We start from the raw sequence: 18890 nt of genomic DNA on the forward strand, positions 1-18890 counted from the left end.
GCCGGGCGTTCAGGCCGTGTGCAGCGCCAAGATGTCGGCGGGGGCGGCTTCGACATCGGAGTGGATGCCTTTGGACGGATGCGTCGCCGGGAAGTAGCCGACGCGGAAGTCCAGTTCGCACTGGCTGGCCAAATCCCAAAAGTAGAGCGCTGGCATGGTGGTCGGCGCGATCATCGTCACGCGGGTGCCCGGACGGCAGTAGAGCAGGTTGCTCAGAGACGCGCCGGCCAACGCGACGATCTCATCCGCCTCATGGAACAGGCGGGCTTGCTGGGCGTGGCTCAGGCGTCCGGTGGTGACGGGCGTCATGCCGTGCTGCTGCAAGGCGGCCAGCACGTCGGCATGGCGCGTGAGGTGGCGCGTGGAAGCATCGTCCCGGGTGACGAACAGGCGCTTGCCACGGCTTGAAGGTTCCGCCGCCTGGGCCTTTTGCAGCAGGTCGGGCAGACGGCTGCGCAGCAATTGCAGCGAGGTGGGGCAGTGCGTCAGCGGATGCTGGTTGCAGGCCGACGGGAAAAAGCCCTGGGTGAGTCGCACCGGGTGCTCAGGCAGCAGCACGCATCGCTGCAAGGAGATGCCCAGATCGTCCAAAGCCTCAAGAGCGGCTTCCACAAACTGCGGGTGGATGCCCACTTTGAGGTCAGGCCGCGTCCGCAAGGCATGCACGATGCGGGGCACGATGTCGGTCAAGCAGTGCCCGTAATTCTTGACGCCGTAGCGCGTCACGTACAACAAGGGTTCGTCGATGGTTTGCACGGGGCGCACGTCGGCCCGAGCCAGTTCGGGCAAGAGCTTGGATGGCGGGTGCCCACCCTCCAAGTTGTCCTGCACCAAGAGGTTCTGCGCCAGGATGTGACCTTTGCCCAGCACCGTGACTTCGGGCAGCGCGAACAGCCGTTGAGCGGGAAGCCGGCTGTCGATTTTGCTGAAGTGGTCGAGGTGCTGGTGCGAGTCCGGGGCGTGGATGCGCAGTTGAGTCGGGGCGCGGCGCTGATAGCTCTGGGCAGGCACCAGCGCAGCGACCGCCCGCACGCCCGGGATTTTTTCGAGGGGACGGATTTGGATCCCGGTATCGTTCATGGCGCGATTTTCCAAAATTCAGCGTGCTCAGGCCGTGCCGCCGACCGTCAACCCATCAATGCGCAGCGTCGGCTGGCCGACGCCCACGGGCACGCTTTGGCCATCCTTGCCGCAGGTGCCGACGCCCGAATCCAGCTTCAGATCGTTGCCGATCAGGCTGACACGGTTCATGGCCTCCGGCCCGTTGCCGATCAGCGTGGCGCCCTTGACCGGGTAGAGGATTTTGCCGTTCTCCACCCAATAGGCTTCCGAGGCCGAAAACACAAACTTGCCCGAAGTGATGTCCACCTGCCCGCCGCCGAAGTTGGTGGCGTACAGGCCGCGTTTGATGCTGGCGACGATTTCTTGCGGGTCTTTGTCCCCGGCCAGCATGTAGGTGTTGGTCATGCGAGGCATGGGCACGTTGGCGTAGCTTTCGCGCCGGGCGTTGCCAGTGGGTTTCACGCCCATCAGGCGGGCGTTCAAGCTGTCTTGCATGTAACCGCGCAGGATGCCGTCTTCGATCAGCACATTGCGCTGCGTCGGGTGGCCTTCGTCGTCGATGTTGAGGCTACCGCGCCGGTCGGGCAGGGTGCCGTCGTCCAGCACGGTCACGCCCTTGGCGGCGACACGCTCGCCAATGCGGCCCGAGAACGTGGAGGAACCCTTGCGGTTGAAGTCCCCCTCCAGGCCGTGGCCCACCGCTTCATGCAACATCACGCCGGGCCAGCCTGAGCCCAGCACCACCGTCATGTTGCCGGCGGGCGCCGGGCGGCTCTCCAAGTTGGTGAGCGCGGCGTGTACCGCTTGATCGACGTAAGCGGTGAGCTGTTCATCCTGGAAATAACCCAGCCCGAAGCGCCCGCCACCGCCGCCAGAACCGACTTCGCGCCGGCCATTCTGTTCGGCGATCACGGTGATCGAGAGGCGCACCAGCGGGCGCACATCGGCGGCGCGGGTGCCATCGGCGCGGGCGATCAGCACCACGTCGTACTCAGCGGCCACACCGGCCATGACTTGAACGATGCGCGGATCGCGGGCCCGGGCCATCTTCTCGATTTTTTCCAGCAGAGCGACTTTTTGCGTGCTGTCCAGCGTGCCGATGGGATCCATCGCCGGGTACAGCAGCCGGCTCGGCGCCACGGTGGTTTTCTTGCGCACCTTGACGCTGCGGCTTTGCCCGGCGCTGGCGATGGCGCGCACGGTGCGGGCCGCGTCCAGCAGCGAGGCTTCGGAGATGTCATCCGAGTAGGCGAAAGCGGTTTTCTCACCGGCCACGGCGCGCACACCCACGCCTTGGTCGATGGAGAAACTGCCGCTTTTAACGATGCCTTCTTCCAAACTCCAGCCTTCGTGGCGGGTGTATTGGAAGTAGAGGTCAGCGTCATCGACCTGATGCTGGCCGATCACCCCCAGCGCCTGAGCGAGGTGCGTCTCGCTGAGCTGGTACGGGTCGAGCAGCAGACTCTGGGCAACGGCCAGGCGTTCGAGGGTGGGTTCACGCGAGATCATCGGACGATTGTAGGAGCGCACCATAATCCCCTTCCCTTGGTTCAAGACCTGAGCATCAGCCATGTTTGCCCACATCGAGCCCTATGGTGGCGACCCCATCCTGACCCTCAACGAAAACTTCCAGAAGGATCCTCGTCCGGGCAAGATCAACCTGTCGATTGGCATCTATTTCGACGATGCTGGGCGCATCCCCGTGATGAGCGCCGTGGCCGAAGCCGAAAAGCGCATCGCCACCCAGACGGGCCCGAAACCCTACCTGCCGATGGAAGGCTTGTTCGCGTATCGCAGCGAAGTGGCCAAGCTGCTGTTCGGTGAGTCTCACGCGGCGCTGGCGCAAAAGCGCGTGGCGACGATCCAAACAGTGGGCTCGTCCGGTGGTTTGAAGGTGGGGGCGGATTTCATCCGGCGCTGGTTCCCGAACAGCCAGCTTTGGGTGAGCGACCCGACCTGGGACAACCACCGTGCCGTGTTCGAAGGTGCCGGCCTCACCGTCAACACCTACCCGTATTACGACGCGGCCACCGGTGGCCTGCGCTTCGACGACATGCTGGCCGCGCTGCGCACCCTGCCTGCGGGCAGCGTGGTGTTGTTGCACGCCTGCTGCCACAACCCGACGGGGGTGGATTTGACGCCGTCGCAGTGGAATGCCCTGATTCCCGTGCTGCGTGAGGCGGGCTTGATCGCCTTCCTCGACTTGGCTTACCAAGGCTTTGGCGATGGCGTCGATCCAGACGCTTACGCCGTGCGCGCCCTGGCTGATTCGGGGTTGGGCTTTTTCGTCGCCAATTCGTTTTCCAAGAGCTTGTCGGTGTACGGCGAGCGCTGCGGGGCGCTGAGTGTGGTCTGCCCGGATGCCGCGCAAGCCGATCTGGTGTTGGGCCAGTTGAAGGCCACGGTGCGCCGCAATTACTCCAGCCCGCCGCTGCATGCTGGCCAACTGGTGGCCACGGTGCTGGGCACGCCCGAGCTGCGCGCCGCCTGGGTCGCTGAGTTGGACGCGATGCGGGTGCGCATCCAAGCCATGCGGGCGCGACTGCATGCCGTCATCAGTGCCAAGGTGCCGGGCCGCAACTTCGATTACTTCCTGACCCAGCGCGGCATGTTCAGCTACACCGGCCTGAGCCCGGCGCAGGTCGATCGCCTGCGCGATGAGTTCGGCGTGTACCTGGTGCGGTCGGGGCGCATGTGCGTGGCGGGGTTGAATTCCGGCAACGTTGAGCGCACAGCCGAGGCGATGGCGGCGGTGCTGGCGGGGTGAGCCCAGACTCAGCCCCGAGATGGGCCGGCCATTTGTCCGGCCTGTGCGGTGGTTTCACCGGCATGTTCGCCCGGATGGCGCTCTAAGGCGACAGGAATGGTCACGAAAGCCGTGAAGATCACCGGTGCCAGCGTGGCGATGACCACGCACTTGAAGACCCGGGCGAAATGGTTCAGCTCATCCATGATGACGCTCCTTTCTGATAGGCCGTTGCACGGCGGAGATGGTCATCTTTTCCTGCGCAAATGAAGGGCGCCTGAAGCCAATCCCCGGTTCTTAAGCGGGTCTTCATCTGGGGTGGCCAGCATGGCGACATTCCGTGTCAGAAGAGGATGTTTCGTCATGACAAACACAAAGCTGCGCCTGCTGTTGGCCGGCTGGGTGATGCTGTGGGCCAGCGTGAACACCCCCGCCTGTGCCGCCACACCAGCCGATTTGCTCGCCACCTACACCGCCCAAGCGGGCGCCCCCGCGCAAGCGGCACGCGGACAGGCGTTTTTCACCGCTCGACATGGCCGGGAGTGGTCGTGCGCAAGCTGCCACGGGGCGCAACCCGTGCAAGACGGGAAACACGCCGGCACCGGCAAAGTGATTTCGCCGTTGGCCCCCGCCTTCAACCCCCAACGCTTCACCGACGCGGCCAAGGCGGACAAGTGGTTCCGCCGCAACTGCAACGACGTGGCTGGGCGCGAATGCACGCCCGCTGAAAAGGCCGACGTGCTGGCCTGGCTGCTGACCTTCAAACGGTGAGGGGAATGACGATGCGCAACATCCGAGCTGGGCTGATCGTGGCCTTGGGGAGCTGGGTGGCCCTGAGCGCTTGGGCCGATGGCGGTGAACGCGAGGAACGCCAACGGGTGCCGGTGCTGCCGGCCTATCAGCAAGAGTGTGCTGCGTGCCACGTGGCCTTTCCGGCACGCGGGTTGCCGGTGGTTTCTTGGCAGCGCTTGATGGCCAACTTGCCCAAGCACTTTGGCACCGATGCCTCGTTGGATGCCAAAACCACAGCGGACATCACCCAATACCTCGTGACCAACGCCGCCAGTGGGCGCCGCGCCAAAGACACGCCACCAGAAGATCGCCTGACACGTGCGGCTTGGTTCCTGCGCGAGCACGACGAGATCGCCGCCGATGTATGGAAGCGGGCCAGCATTGGCAAAGCGTCCAACTGTGCCGCGTGCCACCAGGGCGCCCCGCAAGGGCGCTTCAGTGAGCACGATGTGCGGATCCCAGCGAAGTGACGGGGTGGGCATGCGCGGCACATCGTCATCCACCGTCCGGGTGTGGGATGCCCCGGTGCGCATTTTTCACTGGCTGTTGGCACTGAGTTTTGCGGGGGCCTGGCTCACCGCCGAGAGCGAGCGCTGGCACCTGCTGCACATCACGTTGGGCTACACAGCCGGTGGATTGGTGCTGTTTCGCCTGCTGTGGGGTGGGGTGGGGAGTCGCTGGGCGCGCTTCACCGGCTTTGTGCGCGGCCCTGGCGCGGTTTGGGCCTATGTGAGCGGCTTGCTCCGTGCCCAGCCCGTGCATTTCACCGGGCACAACCCGGCGGGAGGTTGGGCGGTGCTGGCGCTGTTGACAGGCATGGCAGCGACGGTCGGGCTGGGGTGGGCCATCGAGTTCGAGCTGCTGCCCTCCGGGCTGGACGAAGCGCACGAAGCGGCGGCTTCGGTCGTGCTGGGTGTGGTGGGCGTTCACGTGGCTGGGGTGCTGGTGGGCAGTTGGGCCCATCGTGAAAACTTGGTGCGTGCCATGTTCACCGGACGCAAACGGGGTCAGCCCGAGGACGATATCGGCTCGTCACGCCCCTGGATGGCTGCGCTGTTGTTGGCGCTGGTGCTGGCTGGCTGGGCTTGGCAGTGGCACAGTGCGCCACCAGGCGCCATGGCAATGGGGCTGGTCGATCTGGTGAGCAACCAGGACGATGATCACGATGACGACGATGACTGAAAAAGGCTTGGCTCCTCATGCGCATCCTGCTGGCTGAAGACGACGCCCTGTTGGGCGATGGTTTGCGTGCCGGCCTGCGCCAGCACGGTTTTTTGGTGGACTGGGTGCGCGACGGCCACGCCGCCCAGCGGGAGTTGCGTGCTGGTGTCTACGCCGCTGCGGTGCTCGATCTGGGCTTGCCCTTGCTCGATGGTTTGGACGTGCTGCAACGTGTGCGTCAAGCCAACGTGGCCACGCCCGTGCTGGTGCTGACAGCGCGTGACGCCGTGCCTGATCGGGTGCGTGGCCTGGATTCGGGCGCGGATGACTACGTGGTCAAACCTGTCGATCTGCAAGAGCTGGCGGCGCGGTTACGGGCCTTGGTGCGGCGCTCGCACGGTCAGCCGCAAGAGGTGCTGCGTGTGCAGGACGTGAGTTTGGACCCTGCCGCCCGCCAAGTGACGATGGCCGGCGAGCCTGTGGCCCTGTCCACCCGCGAATTCGATCTGTTGCAGACGCTGATGCTCAACGCGGGGCGGGTTTTGTCTCGGGAACAATTGGAGCAGCACCTGTACAGCTGGGGCCATGAGGTGGACAGCAACGCCATTGAGGTTCACATCCACCACCTGCGGCGCAAGTTGCGTCCGGAGTTCATCGTCACACTGCGTGGGGTGGGCTACACCGTGGTGCGGCCACCGGGGCAGGGCTGATGGCGGGAGCAGTTGGCGCGTCGTTGCAGCGGCGCCTGTTGTTGCGCATTGGCGGTGGGGTGGCAGCGTTGTGGCTGGCTGTGGCGGCCCTCGTGGCCTGGGACGCTCACCACGAGCTGGAGGAGCTGCTGGACGCCCATTTGGCGCAAGCTGCCGCCTTGTTGGTGACGCAGCAAGCCGGTTCGTTCGATGACAACGACGATGACTTGCTCGACGCCCCCGTTCTGCACCGCTATGCCCCGCGTGTGACCTTCCAGGTGTGGCATCAAGGCGAGTTGGTGCTGCGCTCTCCAAACGCGCCGACCTTGCCACTGGGCACCCGCACCCAAGGGTTCGAGACACGGCGGGTCGATGATCAGATGTGGCGTTTGTTTGCCGCCCGGGGGGCGGAGGCCGATGTCCAAGTGTGGGTGGGTGAAGACCTTTCGATGCGCTGGGACATCTTGGGGGCTGTGCTGCGCAGTTTGCTATTGCCCCTGGTGCTGGGTTTGCCGCTGATTGGGTTGATGTGCTGGTGGGTGATCCGCACGGGCCTTCAGCCTTTGCGGAGCATGACCCAAGCGTTGAACCAGCGTTCTGCCGAATCGCTGGAGGCACTGCCTGAGCCGGCCCAGCCGCTGCCAGCGGAGATGGCCCCTTTGCAAGCCACCCTCAATGCGCTGTTTGCCCGCGTGCGCACCTTGTTGGAGAGCGAGCGCCGTTTCACAGCCGACGCGGCGCATGAACTGCGCACACCGATTGCGGCGGTGCGAACACAGGCCCAAGTTGCCCTGGGGGCTTGCGAGGAGGCCGAACGCCGCCATGCACTGGAAGCCACCTTGCTCGGCTGTGACCGGGCCAGCCATTTGGTGCAACAGTTGCTCACCCTGTCGCGGCTTGAAGCGCAGGGTTTGGTGCGTGGCACGTGTTGCGACTTGGCTGCCTTGGCACAACGCCAAGCGGCTGATTTGGCGCTGGTGGCGTTGGAGCGGCAGCAAAACCTGTCGCTGGTGGCGGATGGCCCTTGTGGGGTTCAGGGTGACGAGGCCCTATTGGGCGTGCTGCTGCGCAATCTGTTGGACAACGCTTTGCGTTACAGCCCGCCCGGCGCCAGCATCGAGATCACCGTGCAGTCGCGCTCATTGGGGCCGTGGTTGCGTGTGGAAGACAGCGGCCCTGGCCTGCCTCCCGAGGCGCTGGCTCGGTTGGGGGAGCGGTTTTTCCGCGTGCTGGGCAGCGGCGTGGATGGCAGCGGGCTGGGCTGGTCGATTGTGCGGCGCATCGCCAGTGTGCATTTGGCGACGGTGTCGGTTCAGCGTTCCGAGTCGCTGGGCGGGTTGAGTGTGTCGGTGCAATTCCCGTCCGCTTGATCGGCTGTGCGCTGGATCAGCTCGCGCAGCCACACATGCCCCGGGTGGGTGCTCTGGCGCAGGTGCCACAGCAGATCCACGTGGACGCGCTGCACCGCAAACGGCAGTTCACGCACCGCCAAAGCGTGCCGGTTGCCGGTGGCCGCCAGGAAAGACAGCGGCAAAATCGTCAGCAAATCCGAGCTGCTGACGACTTCCCCGGCCACGAAAAACTGATTCACCGTCAGCACAATGCGCCGGCGGCGCCCCAGTTGCGCCAGGGCTTGGTCGATGAAACCATGCGCCCGCCCGGAAAAGCTCACCAGCAAATGGTGGGCTTCGCAGTAAGCCTCCAGGGTCAGCGGAGCCTGGGCCAACGGATGGTCGGCCCGCATGACGCACACGTAACGGGTGTCGTACAGCCGCAAGCGGCGTAAGGTGGAAGCCGCTCCCGCCGCATCGATGGCGGCGACGGCGTCCGGAAAATGGCCCACCGCCAGATCCGCTTCGCCGCGTTCCAGCAGTGGCCGGGGGTCTCGCGTGGCCAGTGGCAGCACGCGCAGATTCACCAAGGCCCGTTGTTCTTCAATGGCGCGCACCAGCCCGGGCATGAGCAACACCGCCGTGGCATCGACCATCGCCAACCGAAAGCTGATGGCATCGTGGCATGGGTCAAAGTGCTGCGGGGCCAGGGCTTGCTGCAAGCTGCCCAGCGCAGTGCGCACTTGGGGCCACAGGGCCACGGCCCGGGGTGTGGGTGTCATGCCATGTGGGCTGCGCACGAACAAGGCTTCCCCCACCGCGTTGTGCAGGCGGCGCAGGGCGTGGCTGACGGCGGGTTGTGTCATCGCCAGCACGGCGGCGCTGCGCGTCAGGTTGCCTTCGGCCATGACGGTGTCGAAGACGCGCAGCAAGTTCAAATCGAGCGTGCGGAAGTTGAGGGGGCGCATGGGGCTCGCAGATATGAATGCTGCGCATCATGCGCTTGAACAGGATTCATTGGCTTGTCATGCGGGAAAACCCTAGGATGCACCCCATTGCATCTGAAAGGAGCTGCCATGAGCACTTCCCTGACCTCCCAATCGTTCGGCCTGCCGGCCCGGCGCTACCGTGCGGCCTCGCTGCGCCAGGTGCTGGCGTTGCGTCTGCAACGCGGTGCGCAATGGGCGTGGCGGGTGTTGGAAGCTTGGGGCCGCACCCGCGCCCAAGCCGAGCTGTATCGCACGGCGGCGTTGTACCAACACAGCCGGCCTGCCTTGGCCGCAGAACTCAAGCGTTTGGCAGAGGAGCGTTGATCATGGCCGCCATTCCATCCCAAAGTTTTCCCGCCCCCGTCTTGGATCTGGGCGCGGTGCTGCGCAGTGTCGTCCGGGTTTGCGCCCGTTGGTTCCAGGCCGCTCAAGTGAGCGTGGCCGAGCGCACCCGGGCCGACGAAGCGCGGGCCGTGCGCCATCTGGCCGAGCGTTACGCCAAGACCGACCCCGGGTTCGCGGCCGATCTCTACGCCGCCGCCGCCCGTCATGAGGGCATGCCGACGCGCTGAACCCCCTTCAGCCTGCCCACGCCGGACACCATGCCGGGTCGGATATAGTCATTTGACGTATCTGGCCGGGGGTGTCCGGTTTTTTTCATGGGTGGGGTATGCGGTATCTTTTTTTGCATCCGGTATTTCCGGGCCAATTTACCAAAGTGATGGAAGCCCTGGCGCGGGATCCCGCCCATCAGGTGGTTCACTGTTCGAGGGTGTCCTCGGTGGCCGCGATTCCCGGCGTGAAAAAAATACGCTACCAACTCCCCGATAGCGCCTCTAAGAAACAAACCTGCGCGCAGCGTCTGGACAGCACCATTCAACACGGCCAAGCCGTTTTAGAAGCCGTCCAAAAAATCAAAGACCAAGGGTTTGAGCCCGATTTGATTTACGGTTACACCGGCTGGGGCCCGACGCTGTTCATGAAGGATTTGTTCCCCAAAACGCCGCTGCTGGGGTATTTTGAGTGGTTCCTCAATCCCTTTGGTTCGGAGTACAACTTCGATCCGGAATACCCGCTGTCCTTCGAATCCCAACAGGCGCTGCGTTTGGCCAACATCAACAGTTTGCTGGATCTGCAAGCCTGTGATCACGGTGTGACGCCCACCTATTGGCAACAGCAACAATTCCCCGCCCCGTACCGCCCGAATTTGAGCGTGCTGCACGATGGGGTGGACACGGATTTTTATCAACCCAACCCCCCAGACTCGCCGCCAGGGTTGACGCTGCCCGGCATCGATTTGAGCGGCGTGACGGAAATCGTCACCTATGCCACGCGGGGCATGGAACCCTTCCGGGGGTTTCCGGCCTTCATGCGGGCGCTGGCGCTGCTGCAAAAACGCCGCCCGAATTGCCATGCGGTGATCGTGGGCACCGAGGATATTTTTTATTCCCGCGCTCCCGTGGGCGCCAAAACCTACAAAGAGGCGATGCTGCGGGAGTTGGCCGGGGAGCTTGATGTGTCCCGCATCCATTTCACCGGGTGGTTGGACAAAACGGCGTACCGGGCCATCCTGCGTGCATCCTCCGCGCATGTGTACATGACCTATCCGTATGTGCTGTCGTGGTCGCTGATGGAGGCCATGGCCTGTGGGTGTTTGGTCATCGGCTCGCGCACGGCGCCGGTGCAAGAGGTGATCCGCGAAGGCGAAAACGGCTGGCTGGTGGATTTCTTCGATCACCGTGAACTGGCCCAGCGTCTGGAGGCCGCCTTGGACAGCGGCGCCGAAGGCCAGCGCCTGCGCCGCCAAGCCCGCGAAACGGTGCTGGAGCGCTACGCTTTGGATCGTCTGCTGCCGCAACACTTGGCCTTGCTGGATCGTTGGGCACGCCGCTGATGGATGCCGCCGATCTGAGCGCCGCCGAGTTGGGGCCGCTGTACCGTCGCGGCGCGCTGTCGCCGGTGGAGGTGACGGAGGCGGTGCTGGCCCGCATCGCCCGGGACGATGGCGTGTGGTGCGCCACCTGGGGCGATCACGCCGATGAGGCTCGCGCCCAGGCCCGGGCCGCCGAAGCCCGTTGGCGCGCCGGCACGCCGCTGAGTGCCTTGGATGGGGTCCCGGTCACGCTCAAAGAAAACATTGCCACCCGGGGGGTGCCTCAGCCGTTGGGGTGTGCGGCGTCGGTGCTGTCCCCCGCTGTGGCGGACGCGCTGCCGGCGGCACGGCTGCGCGAAGCCGGCGCCGTGTTCGTGGCCCGCACCACGATGCCGGATTGGGGGATGCTGTCCTCCGGGCTGTCGAGTTTTCACCGCTTGGCACGCAACCCGTGGGATGTGCGCCAGAACCCGGGGGGCTCCAGCGCGGGGGCGGCGGTGGCAGCGGCGGTCGGGTATGGGCCGCTGCATGTGGGCACGGACATTGGCGGGTCGATCCGCCTGCCCGCCGGCTGGTGCGGTGTGGTGGGTTTCAAGCCCAGCGGCGGGCGCGTGCCCATCAAGCCGCCTTATGTGGGGCGGGTGGTGGGGCCGCTGGCGCGCAGCGTCACCGACGTGGCCTTGGCCATGCAGACCTTGAGTCAACCCGATTGGCGCGATGCCACCAGCCTGCCGTGGCAGCCGCTGGATTGGTTGAACTTGGAGGGGCTGGACGTGCGCGGCCTGCGCATTGGTTTGGGGTTGGAGGCCGGGTGGGGCGATGCGCTGCAAGCGCCCGTGCGCGCAGCGGTGCAAGCCGTGGCACAGGCCCTCGCGCAAGCGGGGGCGGTGGTGGAACCCATGGGGCCGCCATCGCGGCGCGCCATGGTGCAAGGGCTGGATGTGTTTTGGCGCATGCGCTCGTGGATGGACTACCAGAAGCTACCGCCCGAACGCCAAGCGTGCGTGCTGCCTTACCTGCGCCAGTGGATCGAGCCCGCAGCGCAGTTCACGGCAGCGCAGGTGTTTGCCGGCCACGCCCAGATTGCGGCGTTGCGCGACGCGGCGGTGGCGGCGTCGCAGCCCTTCGATTTTGTGGTGGCGCCCGTCAGCCCCGACGTGGCGTTTCCGGCTGAGTGGGCCAGCCCGCGCAACGATCCGACACAGCCATTCGAGCACATTGCCTACACCGTCCCGTGGAACATGAGCGAACAGCCCGCCGTGACGCTGAACGCCGGTTGGACGGCAGCCGGGCTGCCCATCGGTGTCCAACTCATCGGGCGGCGCCACAACGATGTGGGGGTGTTGCGTCTGGCACGCTGGTGGGAGCAGGTGCGCCCGGCGCAGCGTCCTTGGCCACGGGTGGCAGAGGGTTTGGTGTCAGCTCAGTGAAAGCCAAGCTCAGTGGCGTTGTTGCAGCGCAGCGGCGTGGTTCAACCACTGGCGCAGCCCGTCGATGACGGTGCTTTGGCTGTAGGCGCAGCTTTCGGCAGCGCCGGTGGTGATGGCCATGTCCAGCGGTTGCAGCAGGCGTTCCAGCACGTTTTCGTAGCGTTCCGGCAAATCGGGCCATTGCAGGCTGGCGACGCGGAAGCGGGCACACACCACGTCCGGACGCAGGCTGCCAGTTTCCAGGGCATCCAGGGTGTTGTGCAGGCGGTGGACGGTGCTGTGAAGGTCAATGTGCATGACGATGTCTCCTGTTATCGGTATGAACCGCGAAGAATGGCGGGAAACGCCGTTCATGACGAGCCCTAGCATTCCCTATGCCACCACCTCCAGTGGACAAAAATTGACCCAACTCAATACCACCAAAGGGGCGGTGTCGGCGCGCAGCACACGGGGGCCGAGGCTCACTGGAATGAAACCGCGTTGCCGGGCGTGGGTTTCTTCCTGCGGGTCGAGCCCGCCTTCGGGGCCACTCAGCACCAACAAGGGGCATCCTGCGCGGCTCGGCAGGCTGGACAGGGGCACGGCATCCGGGGTGAAGCTCAACAAGCAGCGTTGTTCGGCGTCGGAGGCCGGTGCGGGGAGTTGGTCAAGCCAGTCCGTCACCGAGCGCACGGGGGCCAAGTGAGGCACCGCCGTGCGGCCACTTTGTTCGCTGGCGGCTGTGGCCACACCTTGCCAGTGGGCGCGGCGCTTGTCGGCCCGTTCTCCCGTGAGGCGCAGCACGGAACGGCTGGTGTGCAAGGGTTGAATGGCTTGAACGCCCAGTTCGGTGGCTTTTTCCACCAGCGCGTCCATGCGATCGTTGGCTGGCATGCCCAGCGCCAGGGTGACGGGGCGGGGCAGTTCACGGTCGCAAGCCAGGGGTTGATCGACACGCACCACCACGGTTTGGCGGCCCATGCTCAACACTTCGGCTTGCCATTCGCCGCCTTGGCCGTTGAACAGGCGCAGGGCGTCGCCCGGTTGCAGGCGCAGCACCTGGGCGTGACGGGAGACATCGGGCGGCAGCGTCACCTCAGTCGCGACGGCCAGCGGGGCATCTAAAAACAATCGAGCAGTCATGTGGGCCAGTGTGCCCCAGACCGATGCCGCGCCGAGGTGCGCCTCAGGCGCGTTGCAGGGCCAGGATGAACTGGCGCACTGCGTCCATGCCTTGCTCTTGGCGCAGTTGTTCGAGGAAACGATGGGCCAGGGTGCGCAGGGTGGCCGCACAGTCGCACTTCTCGACTTCGAGCACGAAGCGGTAACCCTTCATCAGGCTGAGATGCTGCCGGCCTTGGGCGGTGAGCACGTCGTACAGCGCGACGTAACCCGTGTCGTTGATGAGCTGTTTGGCTTGAGCCCAGTCCGAGTCTGGGGTGGCGTGGGCCAAGTGTCGAGCCACTTCCGCCCCAGCGACGGGTTCGATCAACCCTTGGGCCAACAGCAAATCAATGTCCGATTCGCTGATGCCGCGCACGCTGTCCAGCCAATAGTTGATGGGCTGGCTGTCATTGATGACCAACAGCAGGTTGCGCACAGGTCGCGGCAGGTCATGGGTACGACGCTGGATTTCGGTCTGTCCGGCGGACGTCTTGGTGAATCTGCCTTGCATGGTGAGCCTTCCTAGAGCGAGGGAGCCTTATGCACATTATTGGCTTGCACTGGGCTGACGCAACAGGCGTCTCAGTACCTTCCCTACTGGGGTTTTCGGTAGTTCGTCTTTGAACTCGATCAACTTCGGGCGTTTGTAGCCCGTCAAATTGTCGTGACACCAGCGGCGCACATCGGCTTCGGTCAGGGCAGGGTCACGTTTGACGATCACCACTTTCACAGCTTCGCCCGAATGTTCATCGGGCACACCGATCGCGGCACATTCGCGCACGCCGGGCAGTTGGGCCACCACGTCTTCCACCTCGTTCGGGTAGACATTGAATCCGGACACCAACACCATGTCCTTCTTCCGATCCACGATGCGGAAGAAACCGCGTTCGTCCATCACGCCGATGTCCCCGGTGCGGAAAAAACCATCGGCGGTGGTGACCGCCGCCGTTTCCTCAGGCCGGCGCCAATAACCCGCCATGAGTTGCGGGCCGCGCACGGCGATTTCACCGGGTTGGCCGAAAGGAACGTCGCGGCCATTGTCATCCAGCAGCCGCAGCTCGGTGTTGGGCAGCGGCAGGCCGATGGCGCCGGTGAATACGTCTTGATCGACCGGGTTGCAAGCCACCACGGGCGAGGTTTCGGATAGGCCGTAACCTTCCCAAATCGGGCAGCCGGTTTTTTCCTGCCACAGCCGCGCCGTGGCTTGTTGCACCGATGAGCCGCCACCAATCGAAATTTTGAGCCGCTGCCAGTTCACTTTGGCGCAGTCCGGGTGGTTGGCAATGGCGTTGAACAGCGTGTTCACCGCCGGGAAGCTGTGGAAGCGTTCACCTGCCAGTGTTTTGAGCAGGCCGGGCAAATCACGCGGGTTGGCGATCAGCAGGTTGCAGCCGCCCATGCGCAGGCTCAGCATCAAATTCGTGTTGAAACCGAAGATGTGGTACAGCGGCAGCGCGCACACCGTGACGATCTGCTCACCCGGTGGAATGTGGCGCAGCGCGGGCTGATACCACGCTTCACACTGCAACACATTGGCCACCAGATGGCGGTGCAACAGCATGGCGCCCTTGCTGGTGCCGGTGGTGCCGCCGGTGTATTGCAGCACCGCCAGATCGTCCGGCCCAGGATGCACCGGGCTGAACGACGCCCCCCGACCCCGCGCCATGGCCGCCGCCCAGCGCGTGGCGTGGGGCAGTTGGTAGGCCGGCACCATCTTGCGCACATGGCGCACCACGGTGTTGACCAGCCAGCCCCGGAACCAGCCCAGCATGTCCCCCAGGCCGGTGAGCACCACATGGCGCACCGGCACCTCGGCGGCGACGGCCTCGAACGTGGCGGCGAAGTTGTCCAACAAGATCAGCGCCTGCGCATCCGAGTCCAGCAGTTGGTGGTGCAGCTCGCGGGGGGTGTACAGCGGGTTGACGTTCACCACCACCATGCCCGCACGCAGGATGCCGGCCACCGCCACCACATACTGCGGCACATTGGGCAGCATCACCGCCACGCGATCCCCCGGTTTCAAGCCGAGCGCTTGCAGATAGGCTGCAAAGTGGCGCGAGGCCGTGTCCATGTCGGCAAAGCTGTGGGCGCACCCCATGAATTTGCTGCATGGGCGGGCGGCATAGCGGGCGAAGCTGTCTTCCAGCAAAGCCACCAGCGAAGGCAGCGCATCCACCGCCACGTCGGCGGGCACGCCCGCCGGGTAATGCTTCAACCAAATGCGTTCCATGGGCCCTCCGGCGTTTTGATCAGGTGGCCACGGCGGGCCATGAGGCATTGTCCAAGCCCTCATCGCGCCTGCCATCGGGAGATTCGCGCAGCGTGGCGCGGGGGTGTCTTGCCTCAAAAGTGAGCAGTGATTAGAATCTCGGGTTTTTCGGCGCAAACGTGCCGGCTTTGCCCTGCGCTTGAGCGCGCCGAAAAGTCACGTAACTTCAAACGGGAACAAGTTACCCATGCCAACCATCAACCAGCTCGTGCGTCACGGCCGTGAGGTCGAAGTCACGAAGTCCAAGTCGCCTGCGATGCAGAACTGCCCCCAACGTCGTGGCGTCTGCACCCGCGTGTACACCACCACCCCGAAGAAGCCGAACTCGGCTCTGCGTAAGGTGGCCAAGGTGCGCCTGACCAACGGTTTCGAGGTCATCTCGTACATCGGCGGTGAAGGCCACAACCTGCAAGAACACAGCGTCGTGCTCGTGCGCGGCGGTCGTGTGAAGGACTTGCCGGGTGTGCGTTACCACATCGTGCGCGGTTCGCTTGACCTGCAAGGCGTCAAGGATCGCAAGCAATCGCGTTCCAAGTACGGCGCGAAGCGTCCGAAGAAGTAATCTGCTTCTTTGACCCCAAGATGTCACGTCCAGCGCGTAACGTGCGGATGTGGAAGTTGCGGTGAGTCGCGGCCCTGAAAGCCAGCGTCACCGAGTAAGTGAAAGACCCCCATTCTGTGCTTCACAGTGGTCTTTCATGGCAAGAAGCCGCAAGGCCTTGCCGACTGAAGAGAAGGAATTGAGATGCCACGTCGTCGCGAAGTCCCCAAGCGCGAGATCCTGCCGGATCCGAAGTTCGGTTCTGTCGATCTGTCCAAGTTCATGAACGTTGTCATGGAATCGGGCAAGAAGGCCGTTGCAGAACGCATCATCTACGGTGCCCTGGAACAAATCGAAAACAAGGCCAAGAAGGATCCGCTGGAAGTCTTCATGGTTGCGTTGAACAACGTCAAGCCGCTGGTGGAAGTCAAGTCCCGCCGCGTGGGCGGTGCGAACTACCAAGTTCCCGTGGAAGTTCGCCCCGTGCGTCGCATGGCCCTGGCCATGCGTTGGCTGAAGGATTCGGCCCGCAAGCGTGGTGAGAAGTCGATGGCCGCTCGTCTGGCCAACGAACTGCTCGAAGCCTCGGAAGGCCGTGGCGGCGCCATGAAGAAGCGTGACGAAGTTCACCGCATGGCCGAAGCCAACAAGGCGTTCTCGCACTTCCGCTTCTAATCCCCGTGATCCAGCCGCCTAGGGTTATTACCAACCCCAGGCGGCCTTCGTATTTGGAGTGACCTCATGGCTCGCCAGACCCCCATCGAGCGGTACCGCAACATCGGTATTTCCGCCCACATCGACGCCGGCAAAACCACCACCACCGAGCGCATCCTCTACTACACCGGTGTGAACCACAAGATCGGTGAAGTGCACGACGGTGCCGCCACGATGGACTGGATGGAGCAAGAGCAAGAGCGCGGCATCACCATCACGTCTGCTGCCACGACCTGCTTCTGGAAGGGCATGGACCGGAACTATCCGGAACACCGCTTCAACATCATCGACACCCCGGGACACGTGGACTTCACCATTGAGGTGGAGCGTTCCATGCGCGTGCTGGACGGTGCGTGCATGGTGTACTGCGCGGTGGGTGGCGTGCAGCCCCAGTCGGAAACCGTGTGGCGCCAAGCCAACAAGTACAAGGTGCCTCGTCTGGCCTTCGTGAACAAGATGGACCGCACCGGTGCCAACTTCTTCAAGGTTGTGGATCAGATGAAGACCCGCCTGAAGGCCAACCCGGTGCCCGTGGTGATTCCTATCGGCGCCGAAGAAAACTTCAAGGGCGTGGTCGATCTGATCAAGATGAAGGCCATCTACTGGGATGAAGCGTCCCAGGGCATGAAGTTCGAATACACGGACATTCCGGCTGACCTGGCTGACGTGGCTCAGGAATGGCGTGAGAAGATGGTCGAGACGGCCGCTGAAGCGACCGAAGAGCTGATGAACAAGTACCTCGAAGAGGGCGACCTCACCGAGGAAGAGATCAAGCTGGCCATCCGTATGCGCACGCTGGCGACCGAGATCCAGCCGATGCTGTGCGGCACCGCCTTCAAAAACAAGGGCGTGCAGCGCATGCTGGACGCGGTGATCGACTTCCTGCCCAGCCCGGTGGACATTCCCCCGGTCGGCGGCACCGATGACGATGACCAGCCCGTCACCCGCAAGGCCGACGACAAGGAAAAGTTCGCCGCCCTGGCCTTCAAGCTGATGACCGACCCGTTCGTCGGCCAGCTGACCTTCGTGCGTGTGTACTCCGGCGTGCTGGCTTCCGGCGCTTCGGTCTACAACCCGATCAAGGGCAAGAAAGAGCGTATTGGCCGGATTCTCCAGATGCACGCCAACCAGCGTGAAGAAATCAAGGAAATTCTGGCCGGTGACATCGCCGCGTGCGTGGGCTTGAAGGACGTGACCACGGGTGAAACCCTGTGCGATCCGGACGCCATCATCACCCTGGAAAAGATGGTCTTCCCTGAGCCCGTGATCTCGCAGGCTGTGGAACCCAAGACCAAGGCCGACCAAGAAAAGATGGGCCTGGCACTGGGCCGTCTGGCTGCGGAAGATCCGTCGTTCCGCGTGCGTACCGACGAAGAATCGGGCCAGACCATCATTTCCGGCATGGGCGAGCTGCACCTGGAAATCATCGTCGACCGCATGAAGCGCGAGTTCGGCGTGGAAGCCAACGTCGGCAAGCCGCAAGTGGCCTACCGCGAAACCATCCGCAAGGCCGTGACGGAAGTTCACGGCAAGTTCGTGCGTCAGTCGGGCGGTAAGGGCCAATACGGTCACGTCGTGCTGGCACTGGATCCGCTGGAGCCGGGTGGCAAGGGCTTCGAGTTCGTGGACGAAATCAAGGGCGGCGTGGTGCCGCGTGAATTCATCCCGGCGGTGGAAAAGGGCGTCATCGACACGCTGCCGAACGGCGTGTTGGCCGGCTTCCCGGTGGTGGACGTGCGCGTGCGCCTGACCTTCGGTTCGTACCACGATGTGGACTCGAACGAAAACGCCTTCAAGATGGCTGCGTCGATGGGCTTCAAGGAAGCCATGCGCCAAGCCAGCCCTGTCATCCTCGAACCGATGATGGCTGTGGAAGTCGAAACCCCGGAAGACTACGCCGGCTCGGTGATGGGCGATTTGTCCAGCCGTCGCGGCATGGTTCAAGGCATGGACGACATGGTCGGCGGTGGCAAGATCATCAAGGCCGAAGTCCCGCTGTCCGAAATGTTCGGCTACTCGACCACGCTGCGTTCGATGTCGCAAGGCCGTGCCACGTACACGATGGAGTTCAAGCAGTACGCTGAAGCTCCTCGCAACGTGTCCGAAGCCATCATCACGGCTCGCGCCAAGTAATCCCCCGAATCATCCGA

Annotated in this window: 21 protein-coding genes; 13 read left to right on the forward strand and 8 right to left on the reverse strand. The window is 64.1% G+C overall.

The genetic code is table 11. The annotated features are described in order from the left end of the window. Positions 1-9: 9 nt before the first annotated feature. Together VITFI_RS06070 and tldD are read right to left on the reverse strand one after the other, a co-directional pair. Positions 10-1080, reverse strand: a complete 1071-nt coding sequence (locus VITFI_RS06070) for a glycosyltransferase family 61 protein (RefSeq protein WP_089416212.1) — start codon at positions 1078-1080, stop codon at positions 10-12. Positions 1081-1107: 27 nt separating this feature from the next. Next, positions 1108-2571 carry a metalloprotease TldD gene (gene tldD / locus VITFI_RS06075; RefSeq protein WP_089417992.1) on the reverse strand — a complete coding sequence of 488 codons (1464 nt, stop codon included), beginning with the start codon at positions 2569-2571 and terminating at the stop codon, positions 1108-1110. A 61-nt stretch (positions 2572-2632) separates the two neighbouring features. On the opposite strand from tldD, the gene VITFI_RS06080 reads away from it, so the two are divergent. Next, entirely contained in the window at positions 2633-3829 is a 1197-nt protein-coding gene (locus VITFI_RS06080; protein ID WP_089416213.1) for an amino acid aminotransferase, read from the forward strand. 8 nt (positions 3830-3837) lie between these two features. Here VITFI_RS06080 and VITFI_RS17855 read toward each other — a convergent pair whose 3' ends face one another. After that, the gene (locus VITFI_RS17855; RefSeq protein WP_157725580.1) at positions 3838-4014 is read right to left on the reverse strand and encodes a hypothetical protein; all 177 of its coding nucleotides are present in this window, start codon (positions 4012-4014) and stop codon (positions 3838-3840) included. A gap of 157 nt (positions 4015-4171) precedes the next feature. Here VITFI_RS17855 and VITFI_RS06085 point away from each other — a divergent pair, with 157 nt between their 5' ends. From VITFI_RS06085 to VITFI_RS06105, 5 genes are read left to right on the forward strand one after another with little or no spacing between them, the layout of a single operon-like run. Continuing rightward, on the forward strand, positions 4172-4579 hold the full coding sequence (locus VITFI_RS06085; protein WP_089416214.1) for a DUF1924 domain-containing protein: 408 nt from the start codon (positions 4172-4174) through the stop codon (positions 4577-4579). Positions 4580-4584: 5 nt separating this feature from the next. Further along, on the forward strand, positions 4585-5070 hold the full coding sequence (locus VITFI_RS06090; RefSeq protein WP_089416215.1) for a diheme cytochrome c: 486 nt from the start codon (positions 4585-4587) through the stop codon (positions 5068-5070). A gap of 10 nt (positions 5071-5080) precedes the next feature. Further along, the gene (locus VITFI_RS06095; protein ID WP_089417993.1) at positions 5081-5782 is read left to right on the forward strand and encodes a cytochrome b/b6 domain-containing protein; all 702 of its coding nucleotides are present in this window, start codon (positions 5081-5083) and stop codon (positions 5780-5782) included. A gap of 17 nt (positions 5783-5799) precedes the next feature. After that, positions 5800-6471: a winged helix-turn-helix domain-containing protein gene (locus tag VITFI_RS06100; protein ID WP_089416216.1), complete on the forward strand. Its 672-nt coding sequence runs from the start codon at positions 5800-5802 to the stop codon at positions 6469-6471. Continuing rightward, positions 6471-7820 carry an ATP-binding protein gene (locus tag VITFI_RS06105; RefSeq protein WP_089416217.1) on the forward strand — a complete coding sequence of 450 codons (1350 nt, stop codon included), beginning with the start codon at positions 6471-6473 and terminating at the stop codon, positions 7818-7820. The genes VITFI_RS06100 and VITFI_RS06105 overlap by 1 nt, the downstream gene beginning before the upstream one ends. Here the strand turns inward: VITFI_RS06105 and VITFI_RS06110 are convergent. Then, positions 7763-8749: a LysR family transcriptional regulator gene (locus tag VITFI_RS06110; protein WP_089416218.1), complete on the reverse strand. Its 987-nt coding sequence runs from the start codon at positions 8747-8749 to the stop codon at positions 7763-7765. The genes VITFI_RS06105 and VITFI_RS06110 overlap by 58 nt on opposite strands. Before the next feature lie 108 nt (positions 8750-8857). Between VITFI_RS06110 and VITFI_RS06115 the strand changes: the two genes are divergently transcribed. The 4 genes from VITFI_RS06115 to VITFI_RS06130 all read left to right on the forward strand — a co-directional run bounded on the left by VITFI_RS06115 (position 8858) and on the right by VITFI_RS06130 (position 12073). After that, positions 8858-9094, forward strand: coding sequence for a hypothetical protein (locus VITFI_RS06115; RefSeq protein WP_089416219.1), 237 nt, complete (start codon positions 8858-8860; stop codon positions 9092-9094). A gap of 2 nt (positions 9095-9096) precedes the next feature. Beyond that, positions 9097-9342 (forward strand): hypothetical protein, encoded by a 246-nt coding sequence (locus VITFI_RS06120; protein WP_089416220.1) that lies wholly within the window; start codon positions 9097-9099, stop codon positions 9340-9342. Between the two features lie 98 nt (positions 9343-9440). After that, positions 9441-10664, forward strand: coding sequence for a glycosyltransferase (locus tag VITFI_RS06125; RefSeq protein ID WP_089416221.1), 1224 nt, complete (start codon positions 9441-9443; stop codon positions 10662-10664). Continuing rightward, positions 10664-12073 carry an amidase gene (locus tag VITFI_RS06130; RefSeq protein ID WP_198301644.1) on the forward strand — a complete coding sequence of 470 codons (1410 nt, stop codon included), beginning with the start codon at positions 10664-10666 and terminating at the stop codon, positions 12071-12073. The genes VITFI_RS06125 and VITFI_RS06130 overlap by 1 nt, the downstream gene beginning before the upstream one ends. 9 nt (positions 12074-12082) lie before the next feature. On the opposite strand, the gene VITFI_RS06135 is transcribed toward VITFI_RS06130, so the two are convergent. The 4 genes from VITFI_RS06135 to VITFI_RS06150 all read right to left on the reverse strand — a co-directional run bounded on the left by VITFI_RS06135 (position 12083) and on the right by VITFI_RS06150 (position 15446). After that, positions 12083-12370 carry a hypothetical protein gene (locus VITFI_RS06135; RefSeq protein WP_089416222.1) on the reverse strand — a complete coding sequence of 96 codons (288 nt, stop codon included), beginning with the start codon at positions 12368-12370 and terminating at the stop codon, positions 12083-12085. A 75-nt stretch (positions 12371-12445) separates the two neighbouring features. Next, positions 12446-13195, reverse strand: a complete 750-nt coding sequence (locus tag VITFI_RS06140) for a 16S rRNA (uracil(1498)-N(3))-methyltransferase (protein WP_089416223.1) — start codon at positions 13193-13195, stop codon at positions 12446-12448. Positions 13196-13238: 43 nt separating this feature from the next. Further along, positions 13239-13727 carry a hypothetical protein gene (locus tag VITFI_RS06145; protein ID WP_089416224.1) on the reverse strand — a complete coding sequence of 163 codons (489 nt, stop codon included), beginning with the start codon at positions 13725-13727 and terminating at the stop codon, positions 13239-13241. Positions 13728-13763: 36 nt separating this feature from the next. Continuing rightward, complete coding sequence (locus tag VITFI_RS06150) at positions 13764-15446, reverse strand: AMP-binding protein (protein WP_089416225.1); 1683 nt, start codon at positions 15444-15446, stop codon at positions 13764-13766. 226 nt (positions 15447-15672) lie between these two features. On the opposite strand from VITFI_RS06150, the gene rpsL reads away from it, so the two are divergent. The 3 genes from rpsL (at position 15673) to fusA (ending at position 18873) form a co-directional block, all read left to right on the forward strand. After that, entirely contained in the window at positions 15673-16047 is a 375-nt protein-coding gene (gene rpsL / locus VITFI_RS06155; RefSeq protein ID WP_089416226.1) for a 30S ribosomal protein S12, read from the forward strand. 183 nt (positions 16048-16230) lie between these two features. Beyond that, positions 16231-16701, forward strand: a complete 471-nt coding sequence (gene rpsG, locus VITFI_RS06160; protein ID WP_089416227.1) for a 30S ribosomal protein S7 — start codon at positions 16231-16233, stop codon at positions 16699-16701. 66 nt (positions 16702-16767) lie between these two features. Then, on the forward strand, positions 16768-18873 hold the full coding sequence (fusA, locus tag VITFI_RS06165) for an elongation factor G (RefSeq protein WP_089416228.1): 2106 nt from the start codon (positions 16768-16770) through the stop codon (positions 18871-18873). Positions 18874-18890 lie beyond the last annotated feature (17 nt).

It is taken from the genome of Vitreoscilla filiformis (assembly GCF_002222655.1).
In the GTDB taxonomy this organism is placed as follows: Bacteria; Pseudomonadota; Gammaproteobacteria; order Burkholderiales; family Burkholderiaceae_C; genus Ideonella; species Ideonella filiformis.

Coding starts and splice junctions, on each gene's coding strand:
- VITFI_RS06070 (WP_089416212.1), bottom strand. CDS start 1,080: ATGAACGATACCGGGATCCAAATCCGTCCCCTCGAAAAAATCCCGGGC.
- tldD (WP_089417992.1), bottom strand. CDS start 2,571: ATGATCTCGCGTGAACCCACCCTCGAACGCCTGGCCGTTGCCCAGAGT.
- VITFI_RS06080 (WP_089416213.1), top strand. CDS start 2,633: ATGTTTGCCCACATCGAGCCCTATGGTGGCGACCCCATCCTGACCCTC.
- VITFI_RS17855 (WP_157725580.1), bottom strand. CDS start 4,014: ATGGATGAGCTGAACCATTTCGCCCGGGTCTTCAAGTGCGTGGTCATC.
- VITFI_RS06085 (WP_089416214.1), top strand. CDS start 4,172: ATGACAAACACAAAGCTGCGCCTGCTGTTGGCCGGCTGGGTGATGCTG.
- VITFI_RS06090 (WP_089416215.1), top strand. CDS start 4,585: ATGACGATGCGCAACATCCGAGCTGGGCTGATCGTGGCCTTGGGGAGC.
- VITFI_RS06095 (WP_089417993.1), top strand. CDS start 5,081: ATGCGCGGCACATCGTCATCCACCGTCCGGGTGTGGGATGCCCCGGTG.
- VITFI_RS06100 (WP_089416216.1), top strand. CDS start 5,800: ATGCGCATCCTGCTGGCTGAAGACGACGCCCTGTTGGGCGATGGTTTG.
- VITFI_RS06105 (WP_089416217.1), top strand. CDS start 6,471: ATGGCGGGAGCAGTTGGCGCGTCGTTGCAGCGGCGCCTGTTGTTGCGC.
- VITFI_RS06110 (WP_089416218.1), bottom strand. CDS start 8,749: ATGCGCCCCCTCAACTTCCGCACGCTCGATTTGAACTTGCTGCGCGTC.
- VITFI_RS06115 (WP_089416219.1), top strand. CDS start 8,858: ATGAGCACTTCCCTGACCTCCCAATCGTTCGGCCTGCCGGCCCGGCGC.
- VITFI_RS06120 (WP_089416220.1), top strand. CDS start 9,097: ATGGCCGCCATTCCATCCCAAAGTTTTCCCGCCCCCGTCTTGGATCTG.
- VITFI_RS06125 (WP_089416221.1), top strand. CDS start 9,441: ATGCGGTATCTTTTTTTGCATCCGGTATTTCCGGGCCAATTTACCAAA.
- VITFI_RS06130 (WP_198301644.1), top strand. CDS start 10,664: ATGGATGCCGCCGATCTGAGCGCCGCCGAGTTGGGGCCGCTGTACCGT.
- VITFI_RS06135 (WP_089416222.1), bottom strand. CDS start 12,370: ATGCACATTGACCTTCACAGCACCGTCCACCGCCTGCACAACACCCTG.
- VITFI_RS06140 (WP_089416223.1), bottom strand. CDS start 13,195: ATGACTGCTCGATTGTTTTTAGATGCCCCGCTGGCCGTCGCGACTGAG.
- VITFI_RS06145 (WP_089416224.1), bottom strand. CDS start 13,727: ATGCAAGGCAGATTCACCAAGACGTCCGCCGGACAGACCGAAATCCAG.
- VITFI_RS06150 (WP_089416225.1), bottom strand. CDS start 15,446: ATGGAACGCATTTGGTTGAAGCATTACCCGGCGGGCGTGCCCGCCGAC.
- rpsL (WP_089416226.1), top strand. CDS start 15,673: ATGCCAACCATCAACCAGCTCGTGCGTCACGGCCGTGAGGTCGAAGTC.
- rpsG (WP_089416227.1), top strand. CDS start 16,231: ATGCCACGTCGTCGCGAAGTCCCCAAGCGCGAGATCCTGCCGGATCCG.
- fusA (WP_089416228.1), top strand. CDS start 16,768: ATGGCTCGCCAGACCCCCATCGAGCGGTACCGCAACATCGGTATTTCC.